Source organism: Cryobacterium tagatosivorans, assembly GCF_004402215.1.
GTDB classification, from domain to species: domain Bacteria; phylum Actinomycetota; class Actinomycetes; order Actinomycetales; family Microbacteriaceae; genus Cryobacterium; species Cryobacterium tagatosivorans.
Window position 1 is genome coordinate 26,980 of record NZ_SOEZ01000046.1, and the last position, 26,140, is coordinate 53,119.

Sequence of the window (26,140 nt, forward strand, 5' to 3'; positions counted from 1 at the left end):
TCACAGCGCCCCTTTCGGGCGGAATCTCCGTCGAATCGGCGGAACGAGTCGGGGTTAGCGACCGAACTCGAAGTTGCCGCCGGGGATGGCGGAGAGCAGTTCCTGCGTGTACAGCTCGCGCGGGTTGTCGAACACCTCGTCGGTCGTGGCCGCCTCGACGATCTGCCCCTTCTTCATGACGCAGACGTTGTCGGCGACGAGCCGCACGACCGCGAGGTCATGGGTGATGAAGAGGTAGGTCAGGTCCAGCTCGGCCTGCAGTTCGGTCAGCAGGTTGAGGATCTGGCCCTGCACGAGCACGTCGAGGGCCGAAACGGCCTCGTCGAGCACGAGCACGTCCGGCTTGAGCGCGAGCGCCCTGGCCACGGCGATACGCTGCCGCTGCCCGCCGGAAAGCTCGCTCGGGTAGCGGAATCGCGTTGCCGACGGCAGCGAGACCTGGTCGAGCAGTTCCAGCACGCGCGCCTGGCGTTCCTTGGCCGTTCCCACCTTGTGCGCGAGCAGCGGTTCGGCGATCGTGTTGCCCACGTTGTACTGCGGGTCCAGCGAGCCGTACGGGTCCTGGAAGACCGGCTGCACGCGGCGACGGAACTTGAGTAGCTCCGCGCCCTTGAGCCCGGCGACGTCCTGGCCGTCGAACTCGATCTTGCCGCTGGTGATCCCCTCGAGCTGCAGGATGAGCTTGGCCACCGTTGACTTGCCGGAGCCGGACTCCCCCACGATCGCCGTGGTGGTGCCCTTCTTGACCCCGAACGAGACGTCGTTCACGGCGAGCAGTTCGTCGCTGCGGAACCCGCCCTTGCGGATGCGATACACCTTGGTGACGCCCTGGACCGAAATGAGGTCCCGGTCGGGAGCAGCGCTCTCGCGCCTGGACGCCCGGGCGATCAGGCCGGTGTCGAGCGATCCCTCTGAATAGATCTTCTCGGCATCCGCCTGCGGGTTCTTCTTCGCCTGGATGCGCCTGGAGGCCAGGCTCGGCGCCGCGGCGACGAGACGCTGGGTGTACGGGTGCTGCGGGTTGGCGAGGATCTCCTTGGACGGCCCCGACTCGACGATCTTGCCCTTGTACATCACCACGAGCTGCTCCGCGCGCTCGGCGGCGAGGCCGAGGTCGTGCGTGATGAACAGCACCGAGGTGCCGTAGTCACGCGTGAGCGTGGCCAGGTGGTCGAGGATCTGGCGCTGCACTGTCACGTCGAGCGCCGAAGTCGGCTCGTCGGCGATCAGGAGCTTCGGCCGGGCCGACAGGCCGATTCCGATGAGCACGCGCTGGCGCATTCCGCCGGAGAACTGGTGCGGATACTGCTTCAGCCGGTCAGCGGCGTCGCTCAGGCCGGCCTCCTGCAGCACCTCGATGGTGCGCTTCCTGGCCTCCTTGCCCTGCGCGACGTTGTTGGCCTTGATGGCCTCCTCGACCTGGTAGCCGATGTTCCAGACCGGGTTGAGGTTCGACATCGGGTCCTGCGGAACGTACCCGATCAGTCGGCCGCGCACATCCTGGATCTCCTTGGCGGAGAGTTTCGTCAGGTCGCGGCCCTCGAACAGGATCTCCCCGGCCGTGACCTTGCCCGTGCCGGCCAGCAGGTTGATGATGGCCTGCGCGGTCGTGGTCTTGCCGGAACCGGACTCGCCCACGATGGCCAGGGTCTGGCCCTCGTGCAGGGTGAGGCTCACGCCGCGTACCGCCGGGACGAGGCCGTGCTGGGTCTGGAAGCCGACCTCGAGGTCGCGGATTTCCAGCAGCGGCCTGGTGGATTCCGGAACGGTCTGGTACAGGTCTTCGTTCGCTAACTGGGTCATCGTCGGGCCCTCGCAGCCGGGTCGAGTGCGTCGCGGAGAACGTCGCCGAGCATAAGGAAGGAGAGCACGGTGACCGACAGTGCCGCTGCGGGATAGAGCAGGACCTGCGGGTTCGTGCGAATAGATGTCTGCGCCTGGCCGATGTCATTACCCCACGACATGACGTCCGAGCCCAGGCCGATGCCCAGGAACGACAGCGTCGCCTCGGCGACGATGAACGTTCCCAGGGACACCGTCGCGATGACGATGACCGGGGCGAGCGAGTTCGGGATGACGTGGCGCAGCAGGATCTTGAAGTTCGACACGCCCAGGGCGATCGAGGCCGTCACGTAGTCGGAGTTCCTCGCCGACAGCACGGCGCCGCGCATGATGCGGGCGATCTGCGGCCAGGCGAAGATCGAGAGCACGACCGCGATCGTCACCGGCGTGCGGGCCGGCAGGACCGACATCAGCACGATGGCGCCGAGCACGGTGGGCACGGCGAAGAAGATGTCGCCGATTCGTGACACGAAGGCGTCGATCCATCCGCCGTAGAACCCGGCCAGGGCGCCGATAATCACTCCGAAGAGCGTCACCAGCATGGTCGCGAGCAGGCCGACGGTGACCGAGGCCTGGGTTCCGAAGACGATCCGGGAGTAGACGTCACAGCCCTGCCTCGTGAAGCCGAGGGGGTGTCCGGCGGCGGGTCCGTCGTTGCTGTTTCCCAGGTCGCAGGTGTCCGGCGCAACCTGGGTGAACAGGCTGGGGAACAACGCCACGACCACGATCAGGAGGATCAGCGCGGAAGAGATCCAGAACGCGGGGCGGCGCCGCATCGAGTCCCAGGCATCCGCCCAGGTGCTGCGCGCCTTCTGCGATTCGTCGAGGCGGTCGACCGCGGCGACCGGAGTGTCCTCCAGCGCCGCGACGTAGTGGGTCTGCCCGATCGGGCTATTACTTGGCATAACGAATCCTCGGGTCCAGGGCTGCGTAGAGCAGGTCGACGAGCAGGTTGGCCAGCACGAAGATGACGACCATCACGGCGATGAACGACACCACTGTCGGGCCCTCACCGAGCTTGATCGCCTTGTAAACGGTGCCACCGACACCGTTGATGTTGAAGATGCCCTCTGTCACGATCGCGCCGACCATCAGCGAACCCAGGTCGACGCCGAGGAAGGTCACGACGGGAACCAGCGAGTTGCGCAGCACGTGCACGGTGACGACGCGCGGGCGGGACAGCCCCTTCGCGGTCGCCGTGCGCACGAAGTCGGCATTGAGGTTGTCCGACACGCTGGCGCGGGTGAGCCGCACGATGTAGGCGAACGACACGGATGCCAGCACGAGCGCCGGCAGGATCAGCTCGTTCAGCGGCGCCTCTCCGCTGACCGTCGTGCGGGCCCAGCCGAGCTGCACGCCGAAGACGAATTGCATCACGAAACCGATGACGAAGGTCGGAACGGAGATCAGCAGCAGGCTGACCACGAGCGCGCTCGTGTCGAAGAACTTGCCCTTGCGGAGGCCCGCGATGAGGCCGACGAGGATTCCGGCGACCGCTTCGAAGAGCAGCGCGAGCATGGCGAGGCGGGCGGTGACGGGGAACGCCGACGCCATGACGTCGGCTACCGGGCGGCCGGAGTAGGTCGTGCCGAGATCGCCCTGGAGGAAGCCGACCATGTAGTGGAAGTACTGCACCAGGAGCGGCTGGTCGAGGTAGTACTGGGCGCGGATCTGGGCGATCACACCGGGGGAAGGCGTCCGGTCGCCGTACAGCGCCGCGATGGGGTCACCGGGTAGGGAGAAGACCATGAAGTAGATGAGGAACGTGGCGCCGAAAAACACCGGGATCATCTGGAGCAGGCGCTTGCCCGTGTACCAGAGCATCAGGTTCCCTCGTTGGAACTAATGGGCATAGCAGTCGCAATCACTGGTTGAATCTTGTCAGTGCAATGCCCGGGGCGGCCGTATGGCCCCCCCGGGCATTCCACTCTGGTGGATAACGTGCGGGTGTTACTTCTTGGTGATGTCCGTGTACAGCGGGACCGAGTCCCAGCCGAAGACCACGTTGTCGACGGTGTCAGCCCACACACCGGTGACGTTCGAGTACCAGAGCGGAAGGGTGGGGAGGTCCTTGAGCAGGACTTCCTGTGCTTCCTGGTACTTGGCGGTTGCTTCCTCGACAGAGGAGGCGGATGAGCCCTCCTTGAGGAGGCCGTCGAACTCGGCGCTGCTGTAGCCTTCCTTGTTCGATCCGGCACCGGTCTGGTACAGCGGAGCGAGGAAGTTGAACAGCGACGGGTAGTCGGCCTGCCAGCCGGCGCGGGTGGCACCGGTCAGCTTCTTGGCGTCACGGTCGTCCAGTGCTGCGGCGAACGTGGGGTAGGCCTTGCCTACGGCCTTGATGCCCAGCGTGTTCTTGATGCTGTTGGCAACAGCGTCGACCCAGGCCTGGTGGCCACCGTCGGCGTTGTACGCGATGTCGAAGGTTCCGGTGTACGGCGAGATGTCGTCGGCCTCGGCCCACAGCTTCTTGGCTTCCTTCTCGTTGTACTCGAGAACCTCGGCGCCCTTGAGCTTGTCGGAGTAGCCGTCAATGACCGGGGACGTGAAGTCGGTGGCCGGCGTGCGGGTTCCCTGGAAGATGACGTCGGTGATCTCCTGGCGGTCGATCGACATGGAGATTGCCGCGCGGCGAAGCTCGCCTTCCTTACCGCTCCAGTGCTTGAGGTAGTAAGGCATGTTGAGCGCCTGGAAGATCGCGGCCGGCTGGTTGACCGAGCGCTCCGGGAAGTCGGCTTCGTAGGTTTCGAACGCGGAGTCCGGCACGGCGTCGAGGACGTCGAGGTTTCCACCCTGGACATCCGCGTAGGCGGCATCCTGCGTGTCGTAGAAGACGATGCTCAGGCCACCGTTGGCGGGCTTGCGCACACCGTCGTAGGCCGGGTTGGTGACGAGGTCGATCTTGACGTCGTGCTCCCAGGCACCTTCGCCCTTGAGCATGTACGGGCCGTTGCCGATCGGGTTCTCACCGAATGCAGCCATGTCCTCGAACGCGACCTCGGGCAGCGGCGAGTAGGCCGCGTAGCCCAGGCGCAGCGGCCAGTCGGCCTCGGGCGCGACGAGCTCGACCGTGAAGGTCTTGTCGTCGATGACCTTGAGGCCGGTCAGCTCGGAGTCGGCGTCGTAGCTGAAGCCGGCGATGTCGTCGAAGAAGTAGGAGGAGCCCTGCGCGTTGCTGAACAGTGCGCCGTAGTTCCAGGCGTCAACGAAGGACTTGGCCGTGACGGGCTCGTCGTTGCTGAACTTCCAGCCATCCTCGAGCGTGACGGTCCAGTTCTTGGCGTCATCGGACTCGATCGACTTGGCGACCTCGTTCTCGAGCTCACCCTTGCCCGTGTAGGAGACCAGTCCGGCGAAGACAGAGGTGACGACCTTGCCGCCACCGGTCTCGGCGGTGTTGGTCGGGATCAGCGGGTTCTGCGGCTCGGAGCCGTTCGTGGTGATGATGGCCTTCGAGTCACCCTTGGGCGCTGCGGCCTTTTCGGTGCCGGCAGCACAGCCCGAGAGCGTGAGGGCCCCGACGGCGGCGAGAGAAATGGCAACAATGCCAAGTCTGTTGATCTTCAATTTTCCTCCTGTGCAAAAGTGGGCGCGTTCCTCAGCTTGTGGCCGGCGAAACGCGCGCGATAAACAAAGACCCTAGGTCGACGGCGTCGATTGCGCAAAACCTGAGGGAAACCGTTACCGATGAGCAACCTGCGAGGTCGAAACCTGCAGGGATTGGTGTTTTTGCGCACCTTTCCTGCGACAGACTGGGCGTTCGGTGGGAACTCCGCGCCTCGGCGACAGTGAGAGGATGGAGTCATGGCGAGTGTTCCCGGTGCGGAAACGACGGTTCTGATCTTCGACGGGGACTGCGCATTCTGCACGAGCGCCGTGCTCTGGCTGGGCCGCGTGCTGCCCGCGATGCCGCCAACGTCGCCGTACCAGTGGACTGATCTCGCCGCCTACGGACTGACCCCGGCCGACGGCCGGTCCCGGGTCTGGCTGGTCACCGACGGGCGGCGCTACGGCGGCGCCGCGGCCGTGGCCGCCCTGCTGCGGCACCAGGGCTCCCCGGCGCTCCGGATGATCGGCTGGATCGGGACCCTGCCGCCGCTCTCCTGGCTCGCCGAGCTCGGCTACCGGCTGGTCGCCCGGTACCGCCACCGACTGCCTGGCGGCACTCCCGCCTGCCGGATGCCGGCCGAGCGATGAACCTCCCGGACGCCCGTCCGGCCGTGAGCGGGACGCGACTGGCCTGGGAAGTGGTGATCGTCCTCGGGCTCTCGCTCGGGGCATCCGCGGTGTACTCGGTCGTGTCGATCATCGCCAAGCTCACGAAGGGCAAGCCGCTCGCCGAGCAGTCGGCGGCGATCAACGCCTCACAGTCCGAGCGCGAATGGCTCGACTTCACCTACCAGTTCCTGGGCATCTTCTTCCAGCTGTTCGCCGTCGCGCTCGTGCTCTACCTGCTCTGGCTGCCGGGGAAGAGCGCATTCCGCCGGATCGGTTTCGACCTCGGCGAACCCCGGCGGGATCTCGCCCGCGGGCTGGGGCTGGTGCTGGTGATCGGCATCCCTGGCCTGGCCTTCTACCTTGCCGGTCGCGCCCTCGGGATCACCGTCGCCGTCTCGACCACTCCCCGCGACTACTTCTGGTGGACCATCCCGATCCTCGTGTTCGCCGCGCTGGGCGCCGCGCTGTCCGAGGAAGTCATCGTGGTCGGCTACCTGTTCACCCGCCTGCGCGAGTTCGGCTGGTCGACGTGGACGGTCATCCTGTCGTCGGCCGCGCTCCGGGGCACGTACCACCTGTACCAGGGCGTCGGCCCGTTCTTCGGCAATGTCGCGATGGGCGCGCTCTTCGGCTGGTGCTACACCCGCTGGGGACGGACCATGCCGCTGGTCGTGGCGCACTGGACCCTCGACATCGTCTCGTTCGTCGGCTATCCGCTCGCGCTCGCCTGGTGGCCCGCCCTCGTTGCTCCCACCACCTAGCCGCGAAACCGCAGTTGTGCGCGCTAAAACGTCGTTTTAGCGCGCACAACTGCGGTTTCGCGGGAGGGGGACGGGGTTACTCGAAGGCCTCGGGCGGCGGGCAGGCGCAGACGAGGTTGCGGTCGCCGTAGGCGTTGTCGATCCGGCGCACCGGCGCCCAATACTTGTTGCGGATGAGCGACCGCAGCGGGTAGACCGCGGTGGCCCGGTCGTAGGGGTGCTCCCACTCCCCCTCGATGACCGACTGCGCGGTGTGCGGCGCGTTGTGCAGCGGGTTGTCGTCCGCGGGCCAGGTGCCGGCGGCGACGGCATCCGCTTCGGCCTTGATCGCGATCATCGCTTCGATGAACCGGTCGATCTCGCCGGGGTCTTCGCTCTCGGTGGGTTCGATCATCAGCGTGCCCGACACGGGGAAGCTCATCGTCGGCGCGTGGAAGCCGTAGTCGACGAGGCGCTTGGCCACGTCGTCCACGGTGACCCCGGTCGCCGCCGTGAGCGGGCGGAGGTCGAGGATACACTCGTGCGCGACGAGGCCGTTGTCGCCGGAGTACAGCACCGGGTAGTGCGCTTCCAGGCTCTTCGCCACGTAGTTGGCGGCGAGCACGGCGGCCCCCGTCGCCTGCTTGAGGCCGTCCATACCCATCATGCGCACGTAGGCCCAGGTGATCGGCAGGATGCTCGGGCTGCCGTACGGGGCGGCCGAGACGGGCCCGCCCTCGTGCCGCACGCTGCCGCCGAGCAGGTAGTGGTCGTCGCTCTGGGCGAGCGGGTGCCCGGGCAGGAACGGCGCGAGATGCGCCTTGGCCGCGACCGGGCCGACGCCGGGTCCGCCGCCGCCGTGCGGGATGCAGAACGTCTTGTGCAGGTTGAGGTGCGACACGTCGCCGCCGAAATCGCCGTAGCGGGCGAAACCGAGCAGCGCGTTGAGGTTGGCGCCGTCGACGTAGACCTGGCCGCCCGCGTCGTGCACGGCCCGGCAGATCGCGCCCACCTCGTGCTCGTACACGCCGTGGGTGGACGGGTAGGTGATCATCAGCGCGGAGAGGCTCTCGGCGTGCTCCGCGATCTTCGCGCGCAGGTCGTCAAGGTCCACGTTGCCGAGGTCGTCACAGGCGACGACGACGACCTTCATGCCCGCCAGCACAGCGGATGCCGCGTTCGTGCCGTGCGCGCTGGACGGGATCAGGCAGACCGTGCGCTGGTCGTCGCCGTTGGCGAGGTGGAAGCCGCGGATGGCGAGCAGGCCGGCGAGCTCGCCCTGGCTGCCCGCGTTGGGCTGCAGCGACACGGAGTCGTAGCCGGTGACATCCGTCAGCCAGGTCTCCAGCTGGTGGATCAGGGCCAGGTAGCCTTCCACGTCGGCGCGCGGCGCGAACGGGTGAATGCCGCCGAACTCGGGCCAGCTGACGGCCTCCATCTCGGTGGCGGCGTTGAGCTTCATCGTGCAGGAGCCGAGCGGGATCATGCCCCGGTCGAGCGCGTAGTCGTAGTCGGCGAGGCGCTTGAGGTAGCGCATCATGCTCGTTTCCGAGCGGTGCGTGTTGAACACCGCGTGGGTGAGGTACTCGCTCGTGCGGCCGAGGCCGGCCGGGAGGCCTTCCGTCACGCCGGAGAAGTCCACGTGGCCGAACGCGTCGCGGCCGCCGAAGGCGCCGACGACCTTGGACAGGTCGGAGGCCGTGGTCGTCTCGTCGACGGACACGCCGACCGTGTCGGCGTCGACGAAGTGCAGGTTGACGCCGGCTCCGGCCGCGCGCGCCACGACCTCGGCGGCGCGGGCGGGAACGGAGACCCGGACGGTGTCGAAGAAGGAGTCATTCACGACGTCGGCCCCGGCGGCGCGAAGCGCGGCGACCAGGCGGCCGGCGCGGTCGTGCACCTCGGTCGCGATCGCCTTGAGCCCCTCGGGGCCGTGGTAGACGGCGTACATGCCGGCCATGACCGCGAGCAGCACCTGGGCGGTGCAGATGTTCGAGGTCGCCTTGTCCCGGCGGATGTGCTGCTCGCGCACCTGCAGCGACAGGCGGTAGGCGGGGTGGCCGGCCGCGTCGACGCTGACGCCGACGAGACGGCCGGGGAGCTGGCGTTCGAGGCCCTTGCGCACGGCCATGTAGCCCGCGTGCGGACCACCGAAGCCCATCGGCACACCGAAGCGCTGGCTGGTGCCGACGGCGACGTCGGCGCCGAGTTCACCCGGCGAGGAGACCAGGGTCAGCGCGAGCAGGTCGGCCGCGACGACGGCGAGGCCGCCCTGCGCCTGGGAGGCGGCGATCACGCCGGCCGGGTTCCAGACCCGGCCGGATGCGCCGGGGTACTGCACGAAGATGCCGAAGTGCTCGCCGAGGTCGTCGGCCGTGGTGCTCTCGTCGAGGTCGACGATGGCGAGCTCGATGCCCAGCGCGTGCGCGCGGCTGGCGAGGAGCGCCTGCGTCTGGGGCAGGGCATCCGCGTCGACGACGAACCGGTGGGAGCGCGACTTCGAGGCCCGGCGGGTCAGCAGCATGCCCTCCACGACGGCGGTCGACTCGTCGAGCATCGACGCGTTGGCGGTGTTCAGCCCGGTGAGGTCGGCGACCATGGTCTGGAAGTTGATCAGCGCTTCCAGCCGGCCCTGGGAGATCTCGGGCTGGTAGGGCGTGTAGGCCGTGTACCAGCTCGGGTTCTCCAGGATGTTCCGCTTGATCACCGCGGGGGTGATCGTGTCGTAATAGCCCAGCCCGATCATCGACCGCTTGACCGTGTTCTGGTCGGCCAGGGTGCGCAGTTCCAGGATGGCCTCGCGCTCCGTGGCGGCCGGCGGCAGCACGCTGTCGTCGGCCTGGCGGAACTGGTCCACGTGGATCGACGGCGGGATCGCGGAGTCCACGAGCGACTCGACCGAGTCGTAGCCGAGGGCGGCGAGCATGTGGGACTGCGCCGCCGCATCCGTTCCGATGTGACGCTGGGTGAAGGGCTGAGACATGTGTGCGTGAACCTGCGCGTTCTGGTTGTGTGGCTGGTCGCCGGGGAAAACGGGTGCGGGGTGGGGCCGGTTGGCCGGCGCTACTCGCCGACGAGGGCGGAGTACTCGGCGTAGCTGAGGAAGCTGGGCAGCTCGGTGAAGGAGACCTTGATCAGCCAGCCCTCTCCGAACGGGTCGCTGTTGACGAGCTCCGGGCTGTCGACGACGGCGTCGTTGATCGCGCTGACCGTGCCGTTGACCGGGGCGAAGAGCTCGCCGACCGACTTCGTCGACTCGATCTCGCCCACGACGGTGCCGCTCGCGACGTCGCTGCCCACGGCGGGCAGCTCGACGAACACGACGTCGCCCAGTTTCTCGGCGGCATAGGCGGTGATGCCCACGGTCGCCGTGTCACCGTCGACCAGCACCCACTCGTGCTCGGCCGTGTAGTGCAGTTCAGTCTTGTCTGCCATGGGATTTCCTCTCGCGGGGGTGAATGCTGCTGATGGTCACTGCTGCCGGTTCGTTATTTCTGGCGCTTGTAGAACGGGAGCGAGGTGACGGTGGCCGGGATCCGGCTTCCGCGCACATCGACGAAGACTTCGGTGCCCAGCTGGGCCAGGGCCGGCGCCACGTAGGCCATGGCGATGGGGAAGCCGAGGGTCGGCGACAGCGCGCCGCTGGTGATGACGCCCGCGGCCTCGGTCGCGTCGGCGCTCGGGAAAATCTCGTAGTCGGCGCGACCGGCTCGCTTGCCCGCCGAGACGAGTCCGACCAGCACGCGCGCGTCGGCGCTCGGGCCCTCCTCGCTCGCGGCGCGGCCGATGAAGTCGGTGTCCTTGGCGAGGCTGACGACGCGGCCGAGGCCGGCCTGGGCGGGATAGGTCGAGGTGTTCAGCTCGTGGCCGTACAGCGGCATGCCTGCTTCGAGGCGGAGAGTGTCGCGGCTGGCCAGGCCCGCCGGGACGAGGCCGTGGGCCTTGCCGGCAACGACGAGGGCGTCCCAGAGGGCTGCGGCATCGGGGACGTCGACGTACAGTTCGAAGCCGTCTTCGCCGGTGTACCCGGTGCGGGCGATCAAGACCGTGCCGTCTCGGTAGGTGCCGCCGAGGGCCCGGTAGTACTTGAGCGCCGACAGCTCGCCGTCGACCTCGAGGCCTTCCGTCGCCTCCAGGATGGCGCGTGAGTTGGGGCCCTGCACGGCGATGAGGGCGACGTCGTCGCTCTGGTCGACGACGGAGACGTCGAAGCGGGCGGACCGCGCGGAGAGGGCCTCGAAGGCCTGGAACCGGTTGCCGGCGTTGGCGACGACGAGGTATTCGTTTTCGTTCGTGCGGTAGACGACGATGTCGTCGATGATGCCGCCGGCCTCGTTCAGGATGAGGCTGTACTTGGCCTGCAACAGCTCGATCGCCGAGAGCTTGCCGGCGAGGGCGTAATCGAGGAAGGCCCCCGCGTCGGGCCCGGCGACGACGATCTCGGCCATGTGCGAGAGGTCGAAGATTCCTGCCGCGGTGCGTACCGCGTGGTGCTCGGCGAGGTCGCTCGAGTACCGGACCGGCATCTGCCAGCCGGCGAAATCGGTGAAGCTCGCACCGGCGTCGACGTGGGCCTGGTGCAAAGGAGAATACCGAGTGGGCGTGGTGGGGGCTGAGGTGTCTGCCGAGGTCATGAGTTCTCCAGGTCTGGTCGGCCGCATGGCCGAGCGAGATTCGCTGGGGTCGACGATGACCCCTGGGAACTCCCCCTCTGTCATCCGGCCTGAGAGCTTCGTCGCACCTCGATTGGGGCGTGACTTTCACCGTGGGCGAGCCGCGTATGTGCCGCGACTACTTTTCAGAGTGGCCAGTTCGATGCGGTACGCGTACCTGAGAGATTGTCGGGGAGGATTGCTCCTTCGGTGTTCGCGCGTCCTGCGACGTCGAACTCTCCCGCATCGACCGTGTTGGCCCGGTATTCGGTTGTGGTTTGTGCGGTCCCAGCTTACCGCTCGCCGGGTGCATGCTGGTGTCATGACGGCATCCACGGCTCCGGTGCCCGGGCCGACCTGCCGTCTGGTCACGGAAACGGCGTTTCCGGGGAAGCCGGAAAAATAGCCCAATACCGGCAGACGGCTCGGCAGACGGCTACCGGCACACCCCTACTGGCAGGCCACTACTGGAACACCGGGCTACTGGTACTCCTGGCACGGGTCGCACCACCAGCCGCTCGCGCCGACCGGGGCCATGGCCACGAAGCACGTTCCGCACGGCGGGGCCGCATGCAACTCGCCGCTGGCGGGGACCTCACTGTCGTCGAGCAACCTCAGGAGCGGATAGGCCGCCGCGGTCTCGGTCTGGAAGACATCGTGGGGGGACTGGGCACCGTCGTCGTCGAAGCGCAATTCGGTGTAGCTCATGCCGGCTCTCGCTCTCGTGGGGAGTGCGACCGGTTCCCGCCCCTCAACGAGAACGATCGTTCTTCCCAATCCTAGGCAGTCCGTATGCGCTGTCAATGGTTTCAAAATAATTGCAGCCCGACGCAAAACGTGACGCAAATTCAGGAGAGCAGGCTCTCGCGGCGTAGACTGCGGCCATTATGACGGAGTTGCGGCAGGCCGGCCCGAGGGAGCGAATTCTCGCGACGGCCTACGAGTTGTTCTCGCATCGGGCGGTTCGCGATGTCGGCGTGGCCGAGTTGATCCACGAGTCGGATGTCGCCATCGCGACGTTCTACCGGCACTTCCACTCGAAAGACGCCGTGGTCCTCGCCTTCCTCCAGATGCGCGAGGAAGTCTGGACGCTCGGCTCGATTGAGGCCGAGGCGAGGCGCCGAGGGGGAACGCCGGAAGAGCAGCTGCTGGCCGTTTTCGACGTCTTCGATGACTGGTTCCACCGCGCCGACTACGAGGCCTGCCCGTTCGTGAACATCCTCCTGGAGATGGGGCCGGGGCATCCGCTGACCGTGGCGAGCATCCGGCACCTGGCGCGGATCCGCGAAATGGTGCGGGGGCTGGCCGAGGAAGCGGGCCTGCGCGACCCGGCCACGCTCGCCCGGTCGTGGCACATCCTGATGAAGGGCTCCATCGTGTCGGCGGCCGAGGGGGACCTGGAGGCGGCACAACTCGCGCGCGCGATGGCCCGCTGCCTGATCCAGGTACACCGCGGCTAGGTCAGAGGCGGCAGGTCAGGACTCGGTCAGCCGACCGGACTGGACGCTCCAGTGGCGGTCGATGCGCACGTTGTCGAGCATCCGCCGGTCGTGGGTGACCAGCAGGAGCGTGCCCTCGTAGGACTCGAGGGCCTGCTCGAGCTGCTCGATCGCGGCCAGGTCGAGGTGGTTCGTGGGCTCGTCGAGCACCAGCAGATTGACGCCCCGCGCCTGCAGGAGGGCCAGCGCGGCCCGGGTGCGCTCCCCCGGCGACAGCTCGTCGACGAGGCGATGGACGTGGTCCGCCTTGAGGCCGAACTTGGCCAGCAGCGTGCGGGCCTCGGCCGAGGCCAGGTCGGGCACGAGGGCCTCGAAGCTCGCCGACAGCGGCAGGGCGCCGGCGAGCAGGGTCCTGGCCTGGTCGATCTCACCGATCGCGACGTTGGCCCCGAGGCTCGCGGAGCCCTCGTCCGGCAGCTGCCGGCCGAGGAGCGCGCGCAGCAGGGTCGACTTGCCCGCCCCGTTGGGCCCGGTGATCCCGATGCGCTCCCCCGCGTTGACCTGCACGGTCACCGGGCCGAGGGTGAAGCCGCCCTGCCGGAACACCGCGTTGCCGAGCGTCGAAACCACGGCGCTCGAGCGAGGGGCCGAGCCGATCGTGAACTCGAGCTGCCACTCCTTGCGCGGCTCCTCGACCTCCTCCAGCCGGGCGATCCGGCTCTCCATCTGGCGCACCTTCTGCGCCTGCTTCTCACTGGATTCGGCGGATGCCTTCCGGCGGATCTTGTCGTTGTCCGGCGCCTTCTTCATGGCGTTCCGCACGCCCTGGCTGGACCATTCCCGCTGGGTCCTCGCGCGGCCGACGAGGTCGGCCTTCTTCTCCGCGAACTCGTCGTAGTGCTCGCGTTTGTGGCGGCGGGCCGTCTCGCGCTCCTCCAGATAGGAGTCGTAGCCGCCGCCGAAGATCCGGTTCGCGCCCTGAGCGAGGTCGAGTTCCAGCACGCGGGTCACGCACCGGGCCAGGAATTCACGGTCGTGGCTGACCAGCACGACCCCGCCACGGAGTCCGCGAACGAAACCCTCGAGCCGCTCGAGCCCGTCGAGATCGAGGTCGTTGGTGGGCTCGTCGAGCAGCACCACGTCGAACCGGGAGAGGAGGAGCGCGGCGAGGCCGACGCGGGCGGCCTGCCCGCCGGAGAGCGAGCTCATCAGGGCGTCCTCGGCCAGGTGCCCACCCAGCTCCAGCCCGAGCTCGGCGAGCACGATCGGCAGCCGCTCGTCGAGGTCGGCGGCGCCGCTGGCGAGCCAGCGTTCGAGCGCACTCGAATACACGTCGGCGGGATCCTGGCCGTCGACGCGCGGGTCGGCATCGCCGAGGGCCGTGGCCGCCTCGTCCATCTCCCGTGTGGCCGCGGCGCAGCCGGTGCGGCGGGCAATGTAGCCGGCGATGCTCTCGCCGGGCACGCGCTCGTGTTCCTGCGGGAGCCAGCCGACGAATGCGTCCGCCGGGGCGAGGCTGACCGTGCCGGCCTGGGGTTCGAGGATTCCGGCGAGCAGCCGGAGCAGGGTGGATTTGCCGGAGCCGTTGACCCCGACGACCCCCACGACGTCGCCGGGGGCGACCGTCAGATCGAGAGAATCAAAGAGGGTGCGGTGCGCGTACCCGCCGGCCAGGCCCTTGGCCACGAGTGTTGCGGTCATCCGTCAATGTTCTCATTGGTCGTCCTCCTCCTCCGGCCACTCGTCCGGGAAGGCCTCGCCCAGGGCTGCGGTGTATTCGATCACCGAGTCGAGAAGTTCCTCCATCGTGGCCGAGCGCAGCAGGGACACCTGGTCCAGGGGGCCGAGCGGGGCAATCCCCGCGAGCTGCCACGCGGCCGCTGCCGGGTCCTCCGACAGTTCCACGTCCGGCGGCCACAGCTGGTCGCTGAACTCGCTGGCCCTGGCGAGCGCGTGCCGCACCTCGCGCTCGGCGCGTTCCCGCAGCGGCAGGAGGCGGTCGTCCCAGGAGAGCTCGGCCAGCTCCCTGACCTCGGCCTGCGGGTAGGGATCTTCATCCAGCCACTCGAGCACCTCGAACCGGCTCCCGCCCTGGGCGACCAGGCCGACGAAGCCTTCCGGGGCCACCATCTGCACGATCCGTGCGAGCGTTCCGTGCCGGAACCGTTGTTCGCCTCCGCCCACCTCCTGGCCGCGCTCGATCAGGACCACACCGAACTCGGCCGGGTCCGCCTCGAGGATCCGGGACAGCATGACCAGGTAGCGCTCCTCGAACACGCGCAGCTGCAGCGGCATGTGGGGGAACAGCACGGATCCCAGCGGGAACATCGGCAGTGTGGTCACCTGCCCAGCGAACCACGGCCGAGCCGGAACGCCAAGGGCCGGCGCTCGCTTTCGCGGGTGGCCGCCCCGGCGCTACCCTGAGAAGTCGACCGCGATTCGCGCGGACAATACGAAAGGTCGTCCGTGGACATCTCGCTTCTCCGGCTCTTTGTCGCCGCCGCCGAGGAGAAGCACTTCGCTCGCGCCGCGGAGACCCTCGACGTGTCGCGGATGACGGTGAGCGCGTCGGTCCGGGCGCTGGAGGCCGAGCTCGGCTATCCACTCTTCGACCGCACGGCCGAGACCACGACGCTGACCGACGAGGGCGTGGCCTTCCTGGCCACCGCCCGGCAGGAGATCGCCGCGGCCCCGGCCCCCGCGCCGCCCCAGGCGCCGCCGGTGCAGAAGGCCGGCGGCAAGGCGAAGGCGTCCAAGGGCAAGGGGCGCACACCCGACGTCAAGGGCCAGACCCGCCCCGGAAAGCGCCGCCAGTCCCGCTAGCGGCCGGTCGCACCACCGCCAAACTCGCCCGTCCCCCCGGTTGACTTGCGGACAAAGTACCTTCGCCCTGCCCGGGAAGGTACTTTGTCCGCAGTTCAGCGGGCTCCGGACAGCGGGAGACGGACTGCTGGTCAGGGGGTCGTGACCGTCTCCAGCCCGGTTGCCCCGGCTGCCTCGGAGATGCCGCCGCCGTCGATGACGTTGGTGAAGCCGAGGCTTTCCATGCGCGCGGCCGCGGACGAGGACCGGTTCCCGGAGGCGCAGTAGACGACATACTCGCCGTCCTTCGGGAGCTCGGCCAGGCGGCTGTCGAAGTCGGGCGACTGCACGTCGATATTGACGGCGCCCTCCAGGTGGCCCGCGCTGTACTCGTCGCTGGTGCGCACGTCGACGACGACCGTGTCGGCGGTCACCGCAATGGTGGGCTCCGCAGCGGGCGCCGCGCAGGCGGCCAGCCCGAAGACTGCGGTCAGTGCGAGGGCGATGGTGGCAAGGGTCTTCTTCATGTGGAACTCTCTGTCGTGGAGGGGGTCGGGGTCGTGGAGGGGGTCGAGGTCATAGAGGGGGTGGCTCGGAAGCCTGTGGTCGCGGACGGGCGAGGAAACAGGGGCCGACAGGTGGTGCAGGCGACACCGTCTTCGCCGGGTTCGGCCGCGGTCGCCTCGCGCTCGCTTTCGAGCCGTTCGCGCAGGGCCCAGGCGAGCAGGGCGAGCGCGGCCACGGCAACGACGGGGCGAACGGCGCCGGTCAGCACGGGTTCGAGGGAGCGGGCATCCGTCGCCAGGTACAGCGCGATCAGGCCAAGGACGGGCCAGCGGGTGTCGCAGAGGGTCGCCTCGGCGCCGATCGGGGCGCCGAAATAGCCGGCGACGACCAGGCCGATCAGGCCGGATCCGGACGCCACGGCGGCGTAGGCCCACCAGGGGCCCGCCGAGGCGGTGTCGAAGCCGAGCAGGCCGGACGCGAGCGTGACGGCCGCGAACGCCGCGGCGGCCACGCCAAACGCGATCAGCCGGCGGCGGGTCGGCCACCGGAGGAGGTCAGCGAACACCATCGGTGTCCTCCGGGCTGTCAAAGGTCCGCGAAGACGCGGAAAGGGCGTTGGCCGGGATACCGGCTCCGACGTTTCCCGTGGCGGTATCCGACGCGCGAGCCGGGATGCGACAGGTGCTTTCGCGGGTGAGGCGGGCGTACAGTGCCCAGCCGAGAAGGACGATGGAGGCCGCAGCGAGGTAAGGCTGCACCGGTTCGAAGAACTGCATCGCACCGGTCGTGCCGAGCGCCAGGAGCACGAGTTTGTTGCAGACCGGGCAGCCGACCGCGAAGAAGGTGACGACCCAGCCGGTCAGGCCGAGTCGCCCCACCGCGCGGCTGGGCTCTGCGCCGTCCGGGTGGGCGATGTACGTCGCCGTGACGAGGCCGGCCAGGACCGCGCTGACCAGCAGGACGGGCCAGGACCAGACCGTCGGCGGGACCTCCCGGGCAAAGAACGGCGTGTCGATCAGGTCGGTCGGAATCGCGATGAAGACAACGGTGAACGCCGCCGTGCCGACGGCCACCCACCAACGCCGACTCGGCCACCGCCGGAGCTCTCCGCCGGCCACGCCCAGCCCGCGGATGACTGCGCGCAATCGCGACGCAACGCCCTGGGTCGACCTCGCTGGACCGTTCCGCATTCGCCTCAAACCTCATCCGTACCGGGGAACCTCGTTGAGGGCCCCATCTGCTTGATATCGTTGATACCCCGACGGGTATTCTGATACCCTAAGGGGTATATCGGCGCGAGGCAAGCCCGCGGCGCGCAGGGCACGGAAACGAGCGTCAACCGCAGGGGATTACCCGGCAAGACGCTCCCGTGGCCCGACGATGGGATCCGAAAGGGTATGGTGGCGTGATTATGGCTGCAGCAGCAACTCACCCCAGTGATGACATTCGCAAGACTCTCAACCGCCTCAAGCGCGCCCAGGGACAGCTCGGCGCCGTGATCGCGGCCGTCGAATCCGGTGCCGATTGCCGCGCCGTGGTCACCCAGTTGGCCGCCGTCTCCAGCGCCATCGATCGCGCCGGCTTCACCATCATTTCCACAGCGATGAAGGACTGCCTGATCGACACCGGATCGGACGGCGAGGCCAAGCAGCTCAACGTCAACGAACTCGAGAAGCTCTTCCTCTCCCTCGCCTGAGCCACGGCGATCCGCGAGCCAAGCTGTGAGCACTGACGAGACCCTGCCCCTCCTCGGCGTGACCCCCGTCGACGTCGAGCGGGACTCCACGCTCCAAAAACGGGTCGTGCGGGTGCTCGTGGCCGGGCAAATCCTCGGCGGCGTCGGCATGGGGGCGACCCTGTCGCTGGGAGCCCTGCTTGCCGCCGATCTGTCCGGCTCCAGCGCGTGGTCGGGAATGGCCGCGACCATGAGCACCCTGGGGGCGGCCTTCGTCGCCGTGCCCCTCGCCCGGCTGGCCCAGGCCAGGGGCCGACGGATCTCGCTGGCGACCGGATCCCTCGTCGCCGGCAGCGGGGCCATCCTCGCCATCACCGCGGCGGCCCTCGACACCTTCCCTCTCCTCCTGCTCGCGCTGATGCTCCTGGGCGCCGGATCGGCCACGAACCTCCAGGCCCGTTTCGCCGCTACCGACCTGGCCGGCGCGCGCTTCCGGGCGCGGGACCTGTCCCTCGTCGTCTGGTCGACCACGATCGGCGCCGTGCTGGGCCCGAACCTGTTCGGACCGGGCGAGGCCCTCGGCGCCGTGCTCGGGCTGCCGGCCATGACCGGCGCCTTCGCGTTCTCGCTCCTGGCCACGGTGGCCGCCTCCGTCGTGTACGCGCTCGGGCTGCGGCCGGACCCGCTGCTCACGGCACTGGCAGCCCGCACCGTGAGCCTCGTCCCCCGGCCTCGCCGGGGAGGACTGGCCATCATTCGCGCCAATCCTCCGGCGCGCTTCGCCGTGGTCGTGATCGCCCTCAGCCACGCCACCATGGTCGCGCTGATGTCGATGGCTCCCGTCCACCTGCGCGACCACGGGGCGACACTGACCATCGTCGGGCTGACGATCAGCCTGCACGTGGCCGGAATGTACGCCCTCTCCCCCGTCTTCGGCTGGCTGGCCGACCGGGTCGGACGGCTTCCGGTCATCCTCGCCGGCCAGGCCATGCTGCTCGGCGCGCTGACGATCGCCTGGCTCGGCGACGGCTCCCAGGGCGCCATGACGGTGTGCCTGGTCTTCCTCGGGCTGGGCTGGTCGGCATCCGTTGTCGCGGGGTCGGCGCTCGTCGCCGAGGCGGTAGACGTGCACGACCGCTCGTCACTGCAGGGGTTCTCTGACCTCTCGATGAACGCGGCGGGAGCGTTGGCCGGGGCGCTCGCGGGCCCGGTCCTCGCGCTGGCGGGATACTCCGGCCTCGGGCTCTCCGCCATGGCACTGGTCGCCGTTGTGGTCGCCGGGTCCGTCGCCCGGCTGCGATACCCTCAGGGGTATACAAATTACCCCTAGGGGTATATTCTTGACTCATGGCAACCATTGACATCACCGAGAAGACTTTCGACGCGACCATCGCCGGCAACAGCATCGTGCTGGTGGACTTCTGGGCGGCGTGGTGCGGCCCCTGCCGCATGTTCGCCCCCACCTTCTCCGCGGCCGCGGAGAAGCACCCCGAGATCACCTTCGCCAAGGTCGACACCGAGGCCGAACAGGGCCTGGCGGCGGCCGCGGGCATCCGGTCGATTCCGACCCTGATGGCCTTCCGCGACTCCGTGCTGGTGTTCTCCCAGCCCGGCGCACTGAACGCGAGCAGCCTGGAGGAGCTCATCACGGGCGTTCAGGACCTCGACATGGATGAGGTGCGCGCCAGCATCGAAGCACGCGGCACCGGCCCGCAGGCGGCCTGAGCCACGCAGGGGGCTGCTATTCGGGCAGCTCCTCGGCCTCGTCCCCGGCGGCCGATTCAATGTCGGATTCTTCCCAGTTCTCGACGTTGGTGAGCGAGGGGTACGGACCCAGCTCGGTTTCACCCTCCTCCGTCATGTCCCCCACCGGAGTATCGGCACCGGGCTGGGCTGATGGGTTGGTCTTGTCGTCGCTCATCGTGGACCTCCGCGCATGGTTGCAGCGAACACCTCGCTGCGGCCGAGGCTAGGCCCGATGCCGGCGTGCGTCTAGTGCCCGAACAGGGCGTCGGAGGGTCAGCCGCCCGTCCAGGCCTGCACCACAAACGGGGTGCCGGTCGCGTCGCAGGCGGTGAACACCCCGTCGAGCGCGAGGTTCCACTGTGACGATTGTCGAAACACCATCCCCTCCGGCGTCGCCTCGGTCGGATTGACCGTGGACATGACGGTCGCAGGTGACTTTCGCCGCGACGGCATGGGCGGGTGAGACCGGCGGTGCTCCGCGGATGCCTCCGCCTGGCGCTCACGGATCGCGCGGGAGGCCTCCGGTTCGCCGAGGGAACCGCCGTTCGCGGAGAAGACCCGACGCTCCAGGTCGCGCAACTCGTGCAGCGGGGACGGTGTTCCGTCCGGCCTCCGTCGGGTGTTCCAGCCACCACAGGGCGTGGAGCGCGTCGTGGCGTCCGCGGTAGTCGCGGCGCACGGCCTCGAGGAAGTCGGGATCGCGCCGGGCCCGGGAATACGCATCCTCGCCGGCCTCACGAGCCACAGCGGGCCCCCGGTGTCCTGATCGTGCCCTTCATGGCCAACCCCCTGACTGACGCCAGCCTACTGGTCGGCCTCGCGGGATCCCGCCAGGCTTCGGATCAGCGTCACGACCTGCACGATCATGCCGATGACCGTGCCGACCATGGCCAGGACGATCACGATCCGCACGAGCAGGGACCAATCGAAGGCTCCCGGGAAGTCGAACGGAAACACCTGCCAGAACAGCACGAGCCCGGCCAGCCCGATTCCGAGGGTGACGAGGTCGCCGACTGCCCGCACCCAGCGCCAGTCGAGGAGCAGGTTGAAGAAGTTGACCACCATCCCGGCGATCAGCGACGCGTTCACCAGGCCCAGCACCTCGCGGAAGTCCGCCGTCAGGAACGGGATGATCTGCCAGCCGGGCCACACGTTGACGAGGTACAGCAGCACCCCATTGATAGCGATGGCAAACGCGTAGCCGACCCGGCGGGAGGCGCTGCCGGTCTTGCGGGTCGAAGCGGTGCTGGTCATGCTCACCTCCGTCACGGGTCGCGCGGTACCGAGAGTAGACCCTTCCCCGCGTGCTCGCTCCGGGGGCCCGCCCCTATCGGTACAGCCTCCGCACTGCCTCCCGCATGACCCGGAGCACCACGTCCGGCATCACGCCGTCGGCGTCGGTGGCCGGGCTGGTGTTCACGATTCGGTCGAATTCCCCCGCGAAGTCCCGATCAGCTGGCCAGTCCTCGGGCAGGCGCAGGAACCAGGTGAAGCCAACTGGGCGGGGAGGGACGCCCGCATCCGCCAGGTAGAGATTGATCGAGTCCTCCAGGCCCGCTCGGTCGGCGGGGGTGAACGGCTCGTCCCGGCTGGTGATCACTCCGCCGGTCTCGCAGCTCACCTTGACGCGGCGGGATGAGTCATCCTGCGGCATCCGCCCGACTCTGCCTGGTCCGGCGGCCCAGGCTTTCAGAGAGCCCCAGCCGTTCTCTTCGAGCTCGACCCAGCCGACGGTGTCAGGCAGCAGCGGAGCCTCGTCCCACAGCCGTCCCGTCCCGTTGGCGTCAATCGCCGCGAGATCAATCACGCCGCCGGCGCCTGTGAGAAGCGGACCGTGTTGCCCGAGGGGTCGCGGAACGCGCAGTCGCGTGGGCCCCACGGCTGGTCGATGGGCTCCTGCAGGACCTCGGCGCCGGATGCGCGGAGCGTCTCGAAGGTCGCATCGAGGTCGTCGGTGCGGAAGACGATGATCGGCAGGACGCCCTTGGTCAACAGCGCCTGGAGCGCGTCGCCGTCGGCCTGGGACCGTCCGGCGTGGGGCTCGGACAGCACGATCCCGAGGTCGGGTTGCGCCGTGCTGCCCAGCGTGACCCAGCGGAACGGGCCCGAAGCCACGTCGTTCTGAACCTCGAGGCCGAGCGCGTCCCGGTAGAAGGCGAGCGACTCGTCGACGTCGTTGACGGTGATGTTTGAGTATTGGAGTGAAATGGTCATGCGGCCACGCTAGGCGGCCGGGGTCGCGAGCGCTTCTCGAATCCTGCTCGACTCGTTTCGCCCCTCGCTTCGGGCCGAGGCCGGGTGTCCACCTTCGCCACGCACGCGGGCATCGCCGTCACGGCGTGGTGCTCCCGGCTGCGGTAGGCGCTGGGCGTCTCCCCAACGAGCTCGGTGAATCGCGAACTGAACGAACCGAGCGAGGTGGAACCGACGACCATGCAGGCGTCGGTCACGCCCAGCCCCGCGCGGAGCAGGGCCATCGCCCGTTCGATCCGGCGGGTCATCAGGTAGTTGTACGGGGTTTCGCCATACGCCGCCCGGAACTGCCGGGAGAAGTGAGCGGGCGACATCAGCGCGCGGCGGGCCATCGTTGGCACGTCGAGGGGACGGGCGTACTCCCGGTCGATCAGGTCCCGTGCACGGCGCAGGTGCGCGAGGTTGGCGAGGTCCTGCGGATCCATGAGATGAAAATACCACCCGGCGACGTCACCGCCCAGATACCTTCCACGCGTACCGCTGCCGGCGGTTTACCTACCGGCGGCGGCCCCAGATGAAATAGGCGATGGGGCCGAGGAAGTTCACTCCGATGATCGCCGCCCACACGCCCTTGGGCCCGTTGACGCGCTCCGCCGGCGACCGAGCGAGGTCGGCCCACGCCGTGGCGGCCAGCGAGATTTGCACCGACACCGCAACGAGTGTTGCCGTTCGCTGCTTGGCAGTCATGTCCTTCCACTGCGGTTTCTTCATCTCTTACTCCTGACCCTTCTTCGCGGCGGCCTTCGCCGCTCGCTTGGTCTCCCGCACGCGTGACAGTGTGTCGGCGTCGACGATGTCGGCGACGGAACGAAACGAGCCGTCCTCCCCGTACGGGGCGGATGCTTCACGCCAGCCCGGCGCCGTGACCCCGAGCCGTTTGCCGAGGAGGGCGAGGAAGATCCTGGCCTTCTGTTCGCCGAAGCCCGGGAGCCCCTTCAGCCTTCGGAGGATCTCGGCGCCGTCCGGGGAGCCGGAGGTCCAGATGGCGGAAGCGTCGCCGTCCCAGTCTGTCGCGACGACGCCGGCCACCGTCTGCACGCGCGCGGCCATCGACCCGGGGAAGCGGTGCACCGCCGGCGTCTGCCGGAAGACCTCGACGAAGGCATCCGGGTCATACCCGGCGAGCGCAGCGGGGTCGAGGGTGCCGATTCGGTCGCGGATCTTGGCCGGCCCGGCGAAGGCGGTCTCCATCGCGATCTGCTGGTCGAGGAGCATCCCGAGCAGGAGGGCGAAGGGGTCCTCGCTGAGGAGGGTGTCGGCGGCGGCGTCGCCGGTGAGGTGCAGCGTCATCCGCCCATTGTGGCACCGGGCGCCTGCGCCCGCGCACCCAGCTGTGGCCGACTCGGACAACTGTGGCCGGCACACCGGGAACACTTGTCCGAGTCGGCCGCAGTTGCCGGGTCGGCTGGGTACGCTCGGCGCATGACGCCCTTCCGTGTGCCCACCTGGACTGACGGGTCCGCCGCGCCGGCACCCCGGATGCCTGAGCGCACCCTGATCCTGCTGCGGCACGCCAAGTCGGACTGGTCCGGCGGCGAGGCCGACGTCGATCGGCCGCTGGCCGAGCGCGGCGTGCGCCAGGCGGCCGAGGCCGGGCGCTGGCTCGCGGGCAACGCCCCCGGCATCGATCTCGCCGTCGTGTCGCCGGCGAACCGGGCTCGCGGCACCTGGGAGCTGGCCTCGGCCGAGTTCGACCACCGGCCGCCGGAACGGATCGACGAGCGCCTGTACGCCGCGTCGGCCGGCCGACTGCTCGAGGTGCTGCGCGCCCTGCCGGACGAGGCGGCCACCGTCGTCCTGGTGGGCCACAACCCCGGGATCGAGGACCTCGTCTCGATCCTCACCGGCGAGACGGCCTCGATGCGCACCTCGGCCCTCGCGGTGCTCGGGCTGGCCGGGTCGTGGTCGACCGCCGGCCAGTCCCGAGCGACGCTGCGGGCGGCCGGCAGGCCACCCGCAGCGTCGCGGTAACAGCCCGGGTCAGCGAATGGAGGCCGACTCCCTCGACTCCTGCTGGGCGACCCAGCCGAGGTAGCTGCCGTCGAGCTCCACCACGTCATAGCCCTCGTGACGCAAGGCGCTGGCCACGACCGAGCTGCGGACGCCGCTCTGGCAGTAGGTCACGATGGTGCCCTCGGCCGGGAGCTGGTCCAGGTTCCAGAGGACGCGGCCGCCGTGCAGCTGCGGTGAGCCGGGGATGTGGCCGGCGGTGTGTTCGCTCCTGGCTCGGACGTCGAGCAGCAGCGCCGACTCGAAGCCGTCGAGCTCCTCGGGCTGGACCAGCCGCGGGGTGCTCAGCGGCAGGCCTTCGAGCCCGGTGACGTAGCCGCTCACGGCGTCGATGCCGACGCGCACGAGGTGGTCCCAGTATTCCTGGGCCTCGTCCTGGTCGGCGGCCAGGAGGACGAGCGGACGGGAGTCCCGCTCGGGGTCCACGGCCCACGCCGCGTAGGTCGCCACGCTCTTGCCTGCGGGGATGTTCAGGGAGCCGAGTACGGTGCCTTCGTGCACCTCGGTGTTGTGGCGAGTGTCCACGAACGTCACCGTGTTGTCGGCGAGGTCGTGGGCGACCGACTCGGCGGGCAGCTCCTGCAGCGGAGCACGCTCGCCCATGATCGCCGGACCCTGCCGGTTCTGGCGCTTCATCCGCCCGAAGTAGGCGGGCGCGTCGGGTTGTCCGTCGAGCAGTTCGTTGATGAAGCCCTCTTCGTCGCCTGCGACGAGGTAGGGGCCCCACCAGGAGTACAGGCGCTCATAGCCGACCGTGGTGGACGGGACGGCGCCGAGCGCCTTGCCGCAGGCGCTGCCGGCACCGTGGCCGGGGTGCACCTGGACATAGTCGGGCAGGGTGAGGAACTTGTCGCGGAGGCTTGCGAACATCTGCTTCGCGCCGGCGAAGCGGGTGTCGACGCCGCCGGCCGCCTCGTCGAGCAGGTCCGGACGGCCGAGGTCGCCGGAGAAGACGAAGTCGCCCGAGAGCAGGTAGCCGGGCTGGTCGCTGAACGCCCCGTCGGTGACGAGGAAGGACAGGTGCTCGGGGGTGTGGCCGGGGGTGTGCACGGCCTGGACGGTGATGTTGCCGATGGTGATCGCGTCACCGTCGTGCAGCCGCTCGCCCTCGAACCGGTACTGCCAGTCGGCTCCGCCCTCGCCGGATACGTAGATGGTCGCGCCGGTGGCGGCGGCGAGTTCGCGGGTGCCGGAGAGGTAGTCGGCGTGGATGTGGGTCTCGGTGACGGCGACGATCTTCATCCCGTTCGCCGCGGCCACGGCCTGGTAGACGGCGATGTCGCGGCGGGGGTCGATGACGACCGCCTCACCCTTGCGCTGGCAGCCGATCAGAAAGCTGGCCTGGGCGAGGTCCTCGTCATAGATGCGTTCGATAAGCATGTGGGTCTCCTTCGTGGACGTGTGGCGGAGGTCCCCGCGGGGTCCTTCCGTTCGTCTGTACTCCAGAGTAATACCCCCAGGGGTATAAGCGCAAGGCCCTCCGAGGCGGTCGGACGTGGCGCAGCGGGAGCGGCTGCGGGAGCGGCTGCGGGAGCGGCTGCGGGCCCAAGCGGGGCGGGCGTCCCCTACCGGCTCGGCAGGATGCGGCCTAGCATCGGCCGTGACCATCGTGGGAGGTGCCCGTCAGCGCGGACAGTGATTTCCGTTGGTGCCTCGCCCGCCAGGCGGAAGCCGAAAAGGCGCTCGTCGCCGGTGACGTCGCTCCGCGGCTGGCGCTCTGGACGAGGAACGACCCTGTTTCCCTGCTGGGCGCGTGGGGCCCGAACAAGGTCGGCTGGGATGCCGTGAGCCGCACCTTCCACTGGGTCGCGGACCGGCTGGGCGAGGGCACCAGCAGTGATTTCCGGTTCAACATCGACGTCGCCGAAGCCATCGGCGACATGGCCTACACGGTTGGCTTCGAACGCTTCAATTCCATCGGGGCGGACGGCACAGTCGAGCCGGTCACCGTCCGCGTGACCCACGTGTACAGGCGCGAGGACGGCGAGTGGAAGATCGTCCACCGCCACGGCGACCGGCTCCCCCGGATGAGAGCCCGCCCTCGGCCTGACCTGGCCGCCGGTCGGGGTTGGCCTGCAGCGGCATCGGCGTGCCCGAGTTTGACTGTTGCGGTCGAGTTTGCCGGGCACACCAGGTCAACTCGACCGGAACTGTCAAACTGGGCCAATCGGCGCCATGGGCACGGCGACCGCGTGCGCAGGGCTAAACGTTGAAGCGGAACTCCACTAAGTGGCATCGCCGAGCAACCTTTAGAGC

At 68.8% G+C, this 26,140-nt stretch carries 31 protein-coding genes and 2 riboswitches; of the genes, 9 read left to right on the top strand and 22 right to left on the bottom strand.

What is annotated here, in order from left to right; translation table 11 throughout:
* Positions 1-54: 54 nt before the first annotated feature.
* From E3O23_RS09445 to E3O23_RS09460, 4 genes are all read right to left on the bottom strand, one after another.
* The gene (locus tag E3O23_RS09445) at positions 55-1,803 is read right to left on the bottom strand and encodes a dipeptide ABC transporter ATP-binding protein (protein ID WP_134490411.1); all 1,749 of its coding nucleotides are present in this window, start codon (positions 1,801-1,803) and stop codon (positions 55-57) included.
* Complete coding sequence (locus tag E3O23_RS09450) at positions 1,800-2,747, bottom strand: ABC transporter permease (RefSeq protein WP_134490413.1); 948 nt, start codon at positions 2,745-2,747, stop codon at positions 1,800-1,802. Before E3O23_RS09450 ends, E3O23_RS09445 begins: the two co-directional genes overlap by 4 nt.
* The gene (locus tag E3O23_RS09455; protein WP_134490415.1) at positions 2,737-3,666 is read right to left on the bottom strand and encodes an ABC transporter permease; all 930 of its coding nucleotides are present in this window, start codon (positions 3,664-3,666) and stop codon (positions 2,737-2,739) included. Before E3O23_RS09455 ends, E3O23_RS09450 begins: the two co-directional genes overlap by 11 nt.
* Before the next feature lie 126 nt (positions 3,667-3,792).
* Entirely contained in the window at positions 3,793-5,409 is a 1,617-nt protein-coding gene (locus tag E3O23_RS09460; RefSeq protein ID WP_134490417.1) for a peptide ABC transporter substrate-binding protein, read from the bottom strand.
* 237 nt (positions 5,410-5,646) lie between these two features.
* Between E3O23_RS09460 and E3O23_RS09465 the strand changes: the two genes are divergently transcribed.
* Together E3O23_RS09465 and E3O23_RS09470 are read left to right on the top strand one after the other, a co-directional pair.
* A complete protein-coding gene (locus tag E3O23_RS09465; protein ID WP_134490419.1) occupies positions 5,647-6,039 on the top strand; it encodes a thiol-disulfide oxidoreductase DCC family protein in 393 nt (130 codons plus the stop codon).
* Complete coding sequence (locus E3O23_RS09470; protein WP_134490421.1) at positions 6,036-6,821, top strand: CPBP family intramembrane glutamic endopeptidase; 786 nt, start codon at positions 6,036-6,038, stop codon at positions 6,819-6,821. The genes E3O23_RS09465 and E3O23_RS09470 overlap by 4 nt, the downstream gene beginning before the upstream one ends.
* A 76-nt stretch (positions 6,822-6,897) precedes the next feature.
* Here E3O23_RS09470 and gcvP read toward each other — a convergent pair whose 3' ends face one another.
* The 4 genes from gcvP to E3O23_RS09490 form a co-directional block, all read right to left on the bottom strand.
* On the bottom strand, positions 6,898-9,783 hold the full coding sequence (gene gcvP / locus E3O23_RS09475; RefSeq protein ID WP_134490423.1) for an aminomethyl-transferring glycine dehydrogenase: 2,886 nt from the start codon (positions 9,781-9,783) through the stop codon (positions 6,898-6,900).
* A gap of 80 nt (positions 9,784-9,863) precedes the next feature.
* Positions 9,864-10,235 carry a glycine cleavage system protein GcvH gene (gene gcvH / locus E3O23_RS09480; RefSeq protein ID WP_134490425.1) on the bottom strand — a complete coding sequence of 124 codons (372 nt, stop codon included), beginning with the start codon at positions 10,233-10,235 and terminating at the stop codon, positions 9,864-9,866.
* A gap of 53 nt (positions 10,236-10,288) precedes the next feature.
* Positions 10,289-11,434, bottom strand: a complete 1,146-nt coding sequence (gene gcvT, locus E3O23_RS09485; RefSeq protein WP_174776623.1) for a glycine cleavage system aminomethyltransferase GcvT — start codon at positions 11,432-11,434, stop codon at positions 10,289-10,291.
* A gap of 70 nt (positions 11,435-11,504) precedes the next feature.
* Positions 11,505-11,607: riboswitch (glycine riboswitch) on the bottom strand.
* Between the two features lies 1 nt (position 11,608).
* Positions 11,609-11,706, bottom strand: a riboswitch (glycine riboswitch).
* 226 nt (positions 11,707-11,932) lie between these two features.
* Positions 11,933-12,160, bottom strand: a complete 228-nt coding sequence (locus E3O23_RS09490) for a hypothetical protein (RefSeq protein WP_134490429.1) — start codon at positions 12,158-12,160, stop codon at positions 11,933-11,935.
* A gap of 179 nt (positions 12,161-12,339) precedes the next feature.
* On the opposite strand from E3O23_RS09490, the gene E3O23_RS09495 reads away from it, so the two are divergent.
* Positions 12,340-12,912, top strand: a complete 573-nt coding sequence (locus E3O23_RS09495; RefSeq protein WP_134490431.1) for a TetR/AcrR family transcriptional regulator — start codon at positions 12,340-12,342, stop codon at positions 12,910-12,912.
* 15 nt (positions 12,913-12,927) lie between these two features.
* Here E3O23_RS09495 and E3O23_RS09500 read toward each other — a convergent pair whose 3' ends face one another.
* Both E3O23_RS09500 and E3O23_RS09505 read right to left on the bottom strand, forming a co-directional pair.
* Entirely contained in the window at positions 12,928-14,592 is a 1,665-nt protein-coding gene (locus E3O23_RS09500; RefSeq protein WP_134490433.1) for an ABC-F family ATP-binding cassette domain-containing protein, read from the bottom strand.
* A 12-nt stretch (positions 14,593-14,604) separates the two neighbouring features.
* Entirely contained in the window at positions 14,605-15,234 is a 630-nt protein-coding gene (locus tag E3O23_RS09505; RefSeq protein ID WP_134490435.1) for an LON peptidase substrate-binding domain-containing protein, read from the bottom strand.
* A gap of 123 nt (positions 15,235-15,357) precedes the next feature.
* Here E3O23_RS09505 and E3O23_RS09510 point away from each other — a divergent pair, with 123 nt between their 5' ends.
* Positions 15,358-15,714, top strand: a complete 357-nt coding sequence (locus E3O23_RS09510; RefSeq protein ID WP_134490437.1) for a LysR family transcriptional regulator — start codon at positions 15,358-15,360, stop codon at positions 15,712-15,714.
* A 131-nt stretch (positions 15,715-15,845) separates the two neighbouring features.
* Here E3O23_RS09510 and E3O23_RS09515 read toward each other — a convergent pair whose 3' ends face one another.
* The 3 genes from E3O23_RS09515 to E3O23_RS09525 are packed head-to-tail and all read right to left on the bottom strand — an operon-like array spanning position 15,846 to position 17,273.
* The gene (locus tag E3O23_RS09515; protein WP_134490439.1) at positions 15,846-16,220 is read right to left on the bottom strand and encodes a rhodanese-like domain-containing protein; all 375 of its coding nucleotides are present in this window, start codon (positions 16,218-16,220) and stop codon (positions 15,846-15,848) included.
* Positions 16,217-16,768 (bottom strand): hypothetical protein, encoded by a 552-nt coding sequence (locus E3O23_RS09520; RefSeq protein WP_134490441.1) that lies wholly within the window; start codon positions 16,766-16,768, stop codon positions 16,217-16,219. Before E3O23_RS09520 ends, E3O23_RS09515 begins: the two co-directional genes overlap by 4 nt.
* Positions 16,755-17,273 carry a hypothetical protein gene (locus tag E3O23_RS09525; protein WP_174776624.1) on the bottom strand — a complete coding sequence of 173 codons (519 nt, stop codon included), beginning with the start codon at positions 17,271-17,273 and terminating at the stop codon, positions 16,755-16,757. Before E3O23_RS09525 ends, E3O23_RS09520 begins: the two co-directional genes overlap by 14 nt.
* Positions 17,274-17,611: 338 nt before the next feature.
* On the opposite strand from E3O23_RS09525, the gene E3O23_RS09530 reads away from it, so the two are divergent.
* Genes E3O23_RS09530 through trxA form a run of 3 tightly spaced genes read left to right on the top strand, consistent with a single transcriptional unit; the run spans position 17,612 to position 19,600 of the window.
* The gene (locus E3O23_RS09530) at positions 17,612-17,896 is read left to right on the top strand and encodes a metal-sensitive transcriptional regulator (protein ID WP_092321283.1); all 285 of its coding nucleotides are present in this window, start codon (positions 17,612-17,614) and stop codon (positions 17,894-17,896) included.
* 25 nt (positions 17,897-17,921) lie between these two features.
* Positions 17,922-19,205: an MFS transporter gene (locus E3O23_RS09535; protein WP_420897659.1), complete on the top strand. Its 1,284-nt coding sequence runs from the start codon at positions 17,922-17,924 to the stop codon at positions 19,203-19,205.
* Positions 19,206-19,222: 17 nt separating this feature from the next.
* Complete coding sequence (gene trxA, locus E3O23_RS09540) at positions 19,223-19,600, top strand: thioredoxin (RefSeq protein WP_134490443.1); 378 nt, start codon at positions 19,223-19,225, stop codon at positions 19,598-19,600.
* A 16-nt stretch (positions 19,601-19,616) separates the two neighbouring features.
* On the opposite strand, the gene E3O23_RS09545 is transcribed toward trxA, so the two are convergent.
* The 8 genes from E3O23_RS09545 to E3O23_RS09575 all read right to left on the bottom strand — a co-directional run bounded on the left by E3O23_RS09545 (position 19,617) and on the right by E3O23_RS09575 (position 23,164).
* Positions 19,617-19,796, bottom strand: coding sequence for a hypothetical protein (locus tag E3O23_RS09545; protein ID WP_134490445.1), 180 nt, complete (start codon positions 19,794-19,796; stop codon positions 19,617-19,619).
* A 98-nt stretch (positions 19,797-19,894) separates the two neighbouring features.
* Entirely contained in the window at positions 19,895-20,041 is a 147-nt protein-coding gene (locus tag E3O23_RS18140) for a hypothetical protein (protein WP_166790471.1), read from the bottom strand.
* A 384-nt stretch (positions 20,042-20,425) separates the two neighbouring features.
* Complete coding sequence (locus E3O23_RS09550) at positions 20,426-20,875, bottom strand: hypothetical protein (protein WP_134490447.1); 450 nt, start codon at positions 20,873-20,875, stop codon at positions 20,426-20,428.
* Between the two features lie 73 nt (positions 20,876-20,948).
* Entirely contained in the window at positions 20,949-21,428 is a 480-nt protein-coding gene (locus E3O23_RS09555) for a DUF5956 family protein (RefSeq protein WP_134490449.1), read from the bottom strand.
* Entirely contained in the window at positions 21,425-21,835 is a 411-nt protein-coding gene (locus E3O23_RS09560; protein WP_134490451.1) for a VOC family protein, read from the bottom strand. Before E3O23_RS09560 ends, E3O23_RS09555 begins: the two co-directional genes overlap by 4 nt.
* A complete protein-coding gene (locus E3O23_RS09565) occupies positions 21,832-22,299 on the bottom strand; it encodes a helix-turn-helix transcriptional regulator (protein WP_134490453.1) in 468 nt (155 codons plus the stop codon). Before E3O23_RS09565 ends, E3O23_RS09560 begins: the two co-directional genes overlap by 4 nt.
* A 70-nt stretch (positions 22,300-22,369) precedes the next feature.
* Positions 22,370-22,585, bottom strand: coding sequence for a PLD nuclease N-terminal domain-containing protein (locus tag E3O23_RS09570; protein WP_134490455.1), 216 nt, complete (start codon positions 22,583-22,585; stop codon positions 22,370-22,372).
* 3 nt (positions 22,586-22,588) lie between these two features.
* Positions 22,589-23,164, bottom strand: coding sequence for an HhH-GPD-type base excision DNA repair protein (locus tag E3O23_RS09575; protein ID WP_134490456.1), 576 nt, complete (start codon positions 23,162-23,164; stop codon positions 22,589-22,591).
* A gap of 132 nt (positions 23,165-23,296) precedes the next feature.
* Here E3O23_RS09575 and E3O23_RS09580 point away from each other — a divergent pair, with 132 nt between their 5' ends.
* Positions 23,297-23,845: a SixA phosphatase family protein gene (locus tag E3O23_RS09580; RefSeq protein ID WP_134490458.1), complete on the top strand. Its 549-nt coding sequence runs from the start codon at positions 23,297-23,299 to the stop codon at positions 23,843-23,845.
* Positions 23,846-23,854: 9 nt separating this feature from the next.
* Here the strand turns inward: E3O23_RS09580 and E3O23_RS09585 are convergent, their stop codons facing one another.
* A complete protein-coding gene (locus E3O23_RS09585) occupies positions 23,855-25,264 on the bottom strand; it encodes an MBL fold metallo-hydrolase (RefSeq protein WP_134490460.1) in 1,410 nt (469 codons plus the stop codon).
* A gap of 236 nt (positions 25,265-25,500) precedes the next feature.
* Between E3O23_RS09585 and E3O23_RS09590 the strand changes: the two genes are divergently transcribed.
* Positions 25,501-26,097 (top strand): YybH family protein, encoded by a 597-nt coding sequence (locus E3O23_RS09590; protein WP_134490462.1) that lies wholly within the window; start codon positions 25,501-25,503, stop codon positions 26,095-26,097.
* The last annotated feature ends 43 nt before the right edge of the window (positions 26,098-26,140 follow it).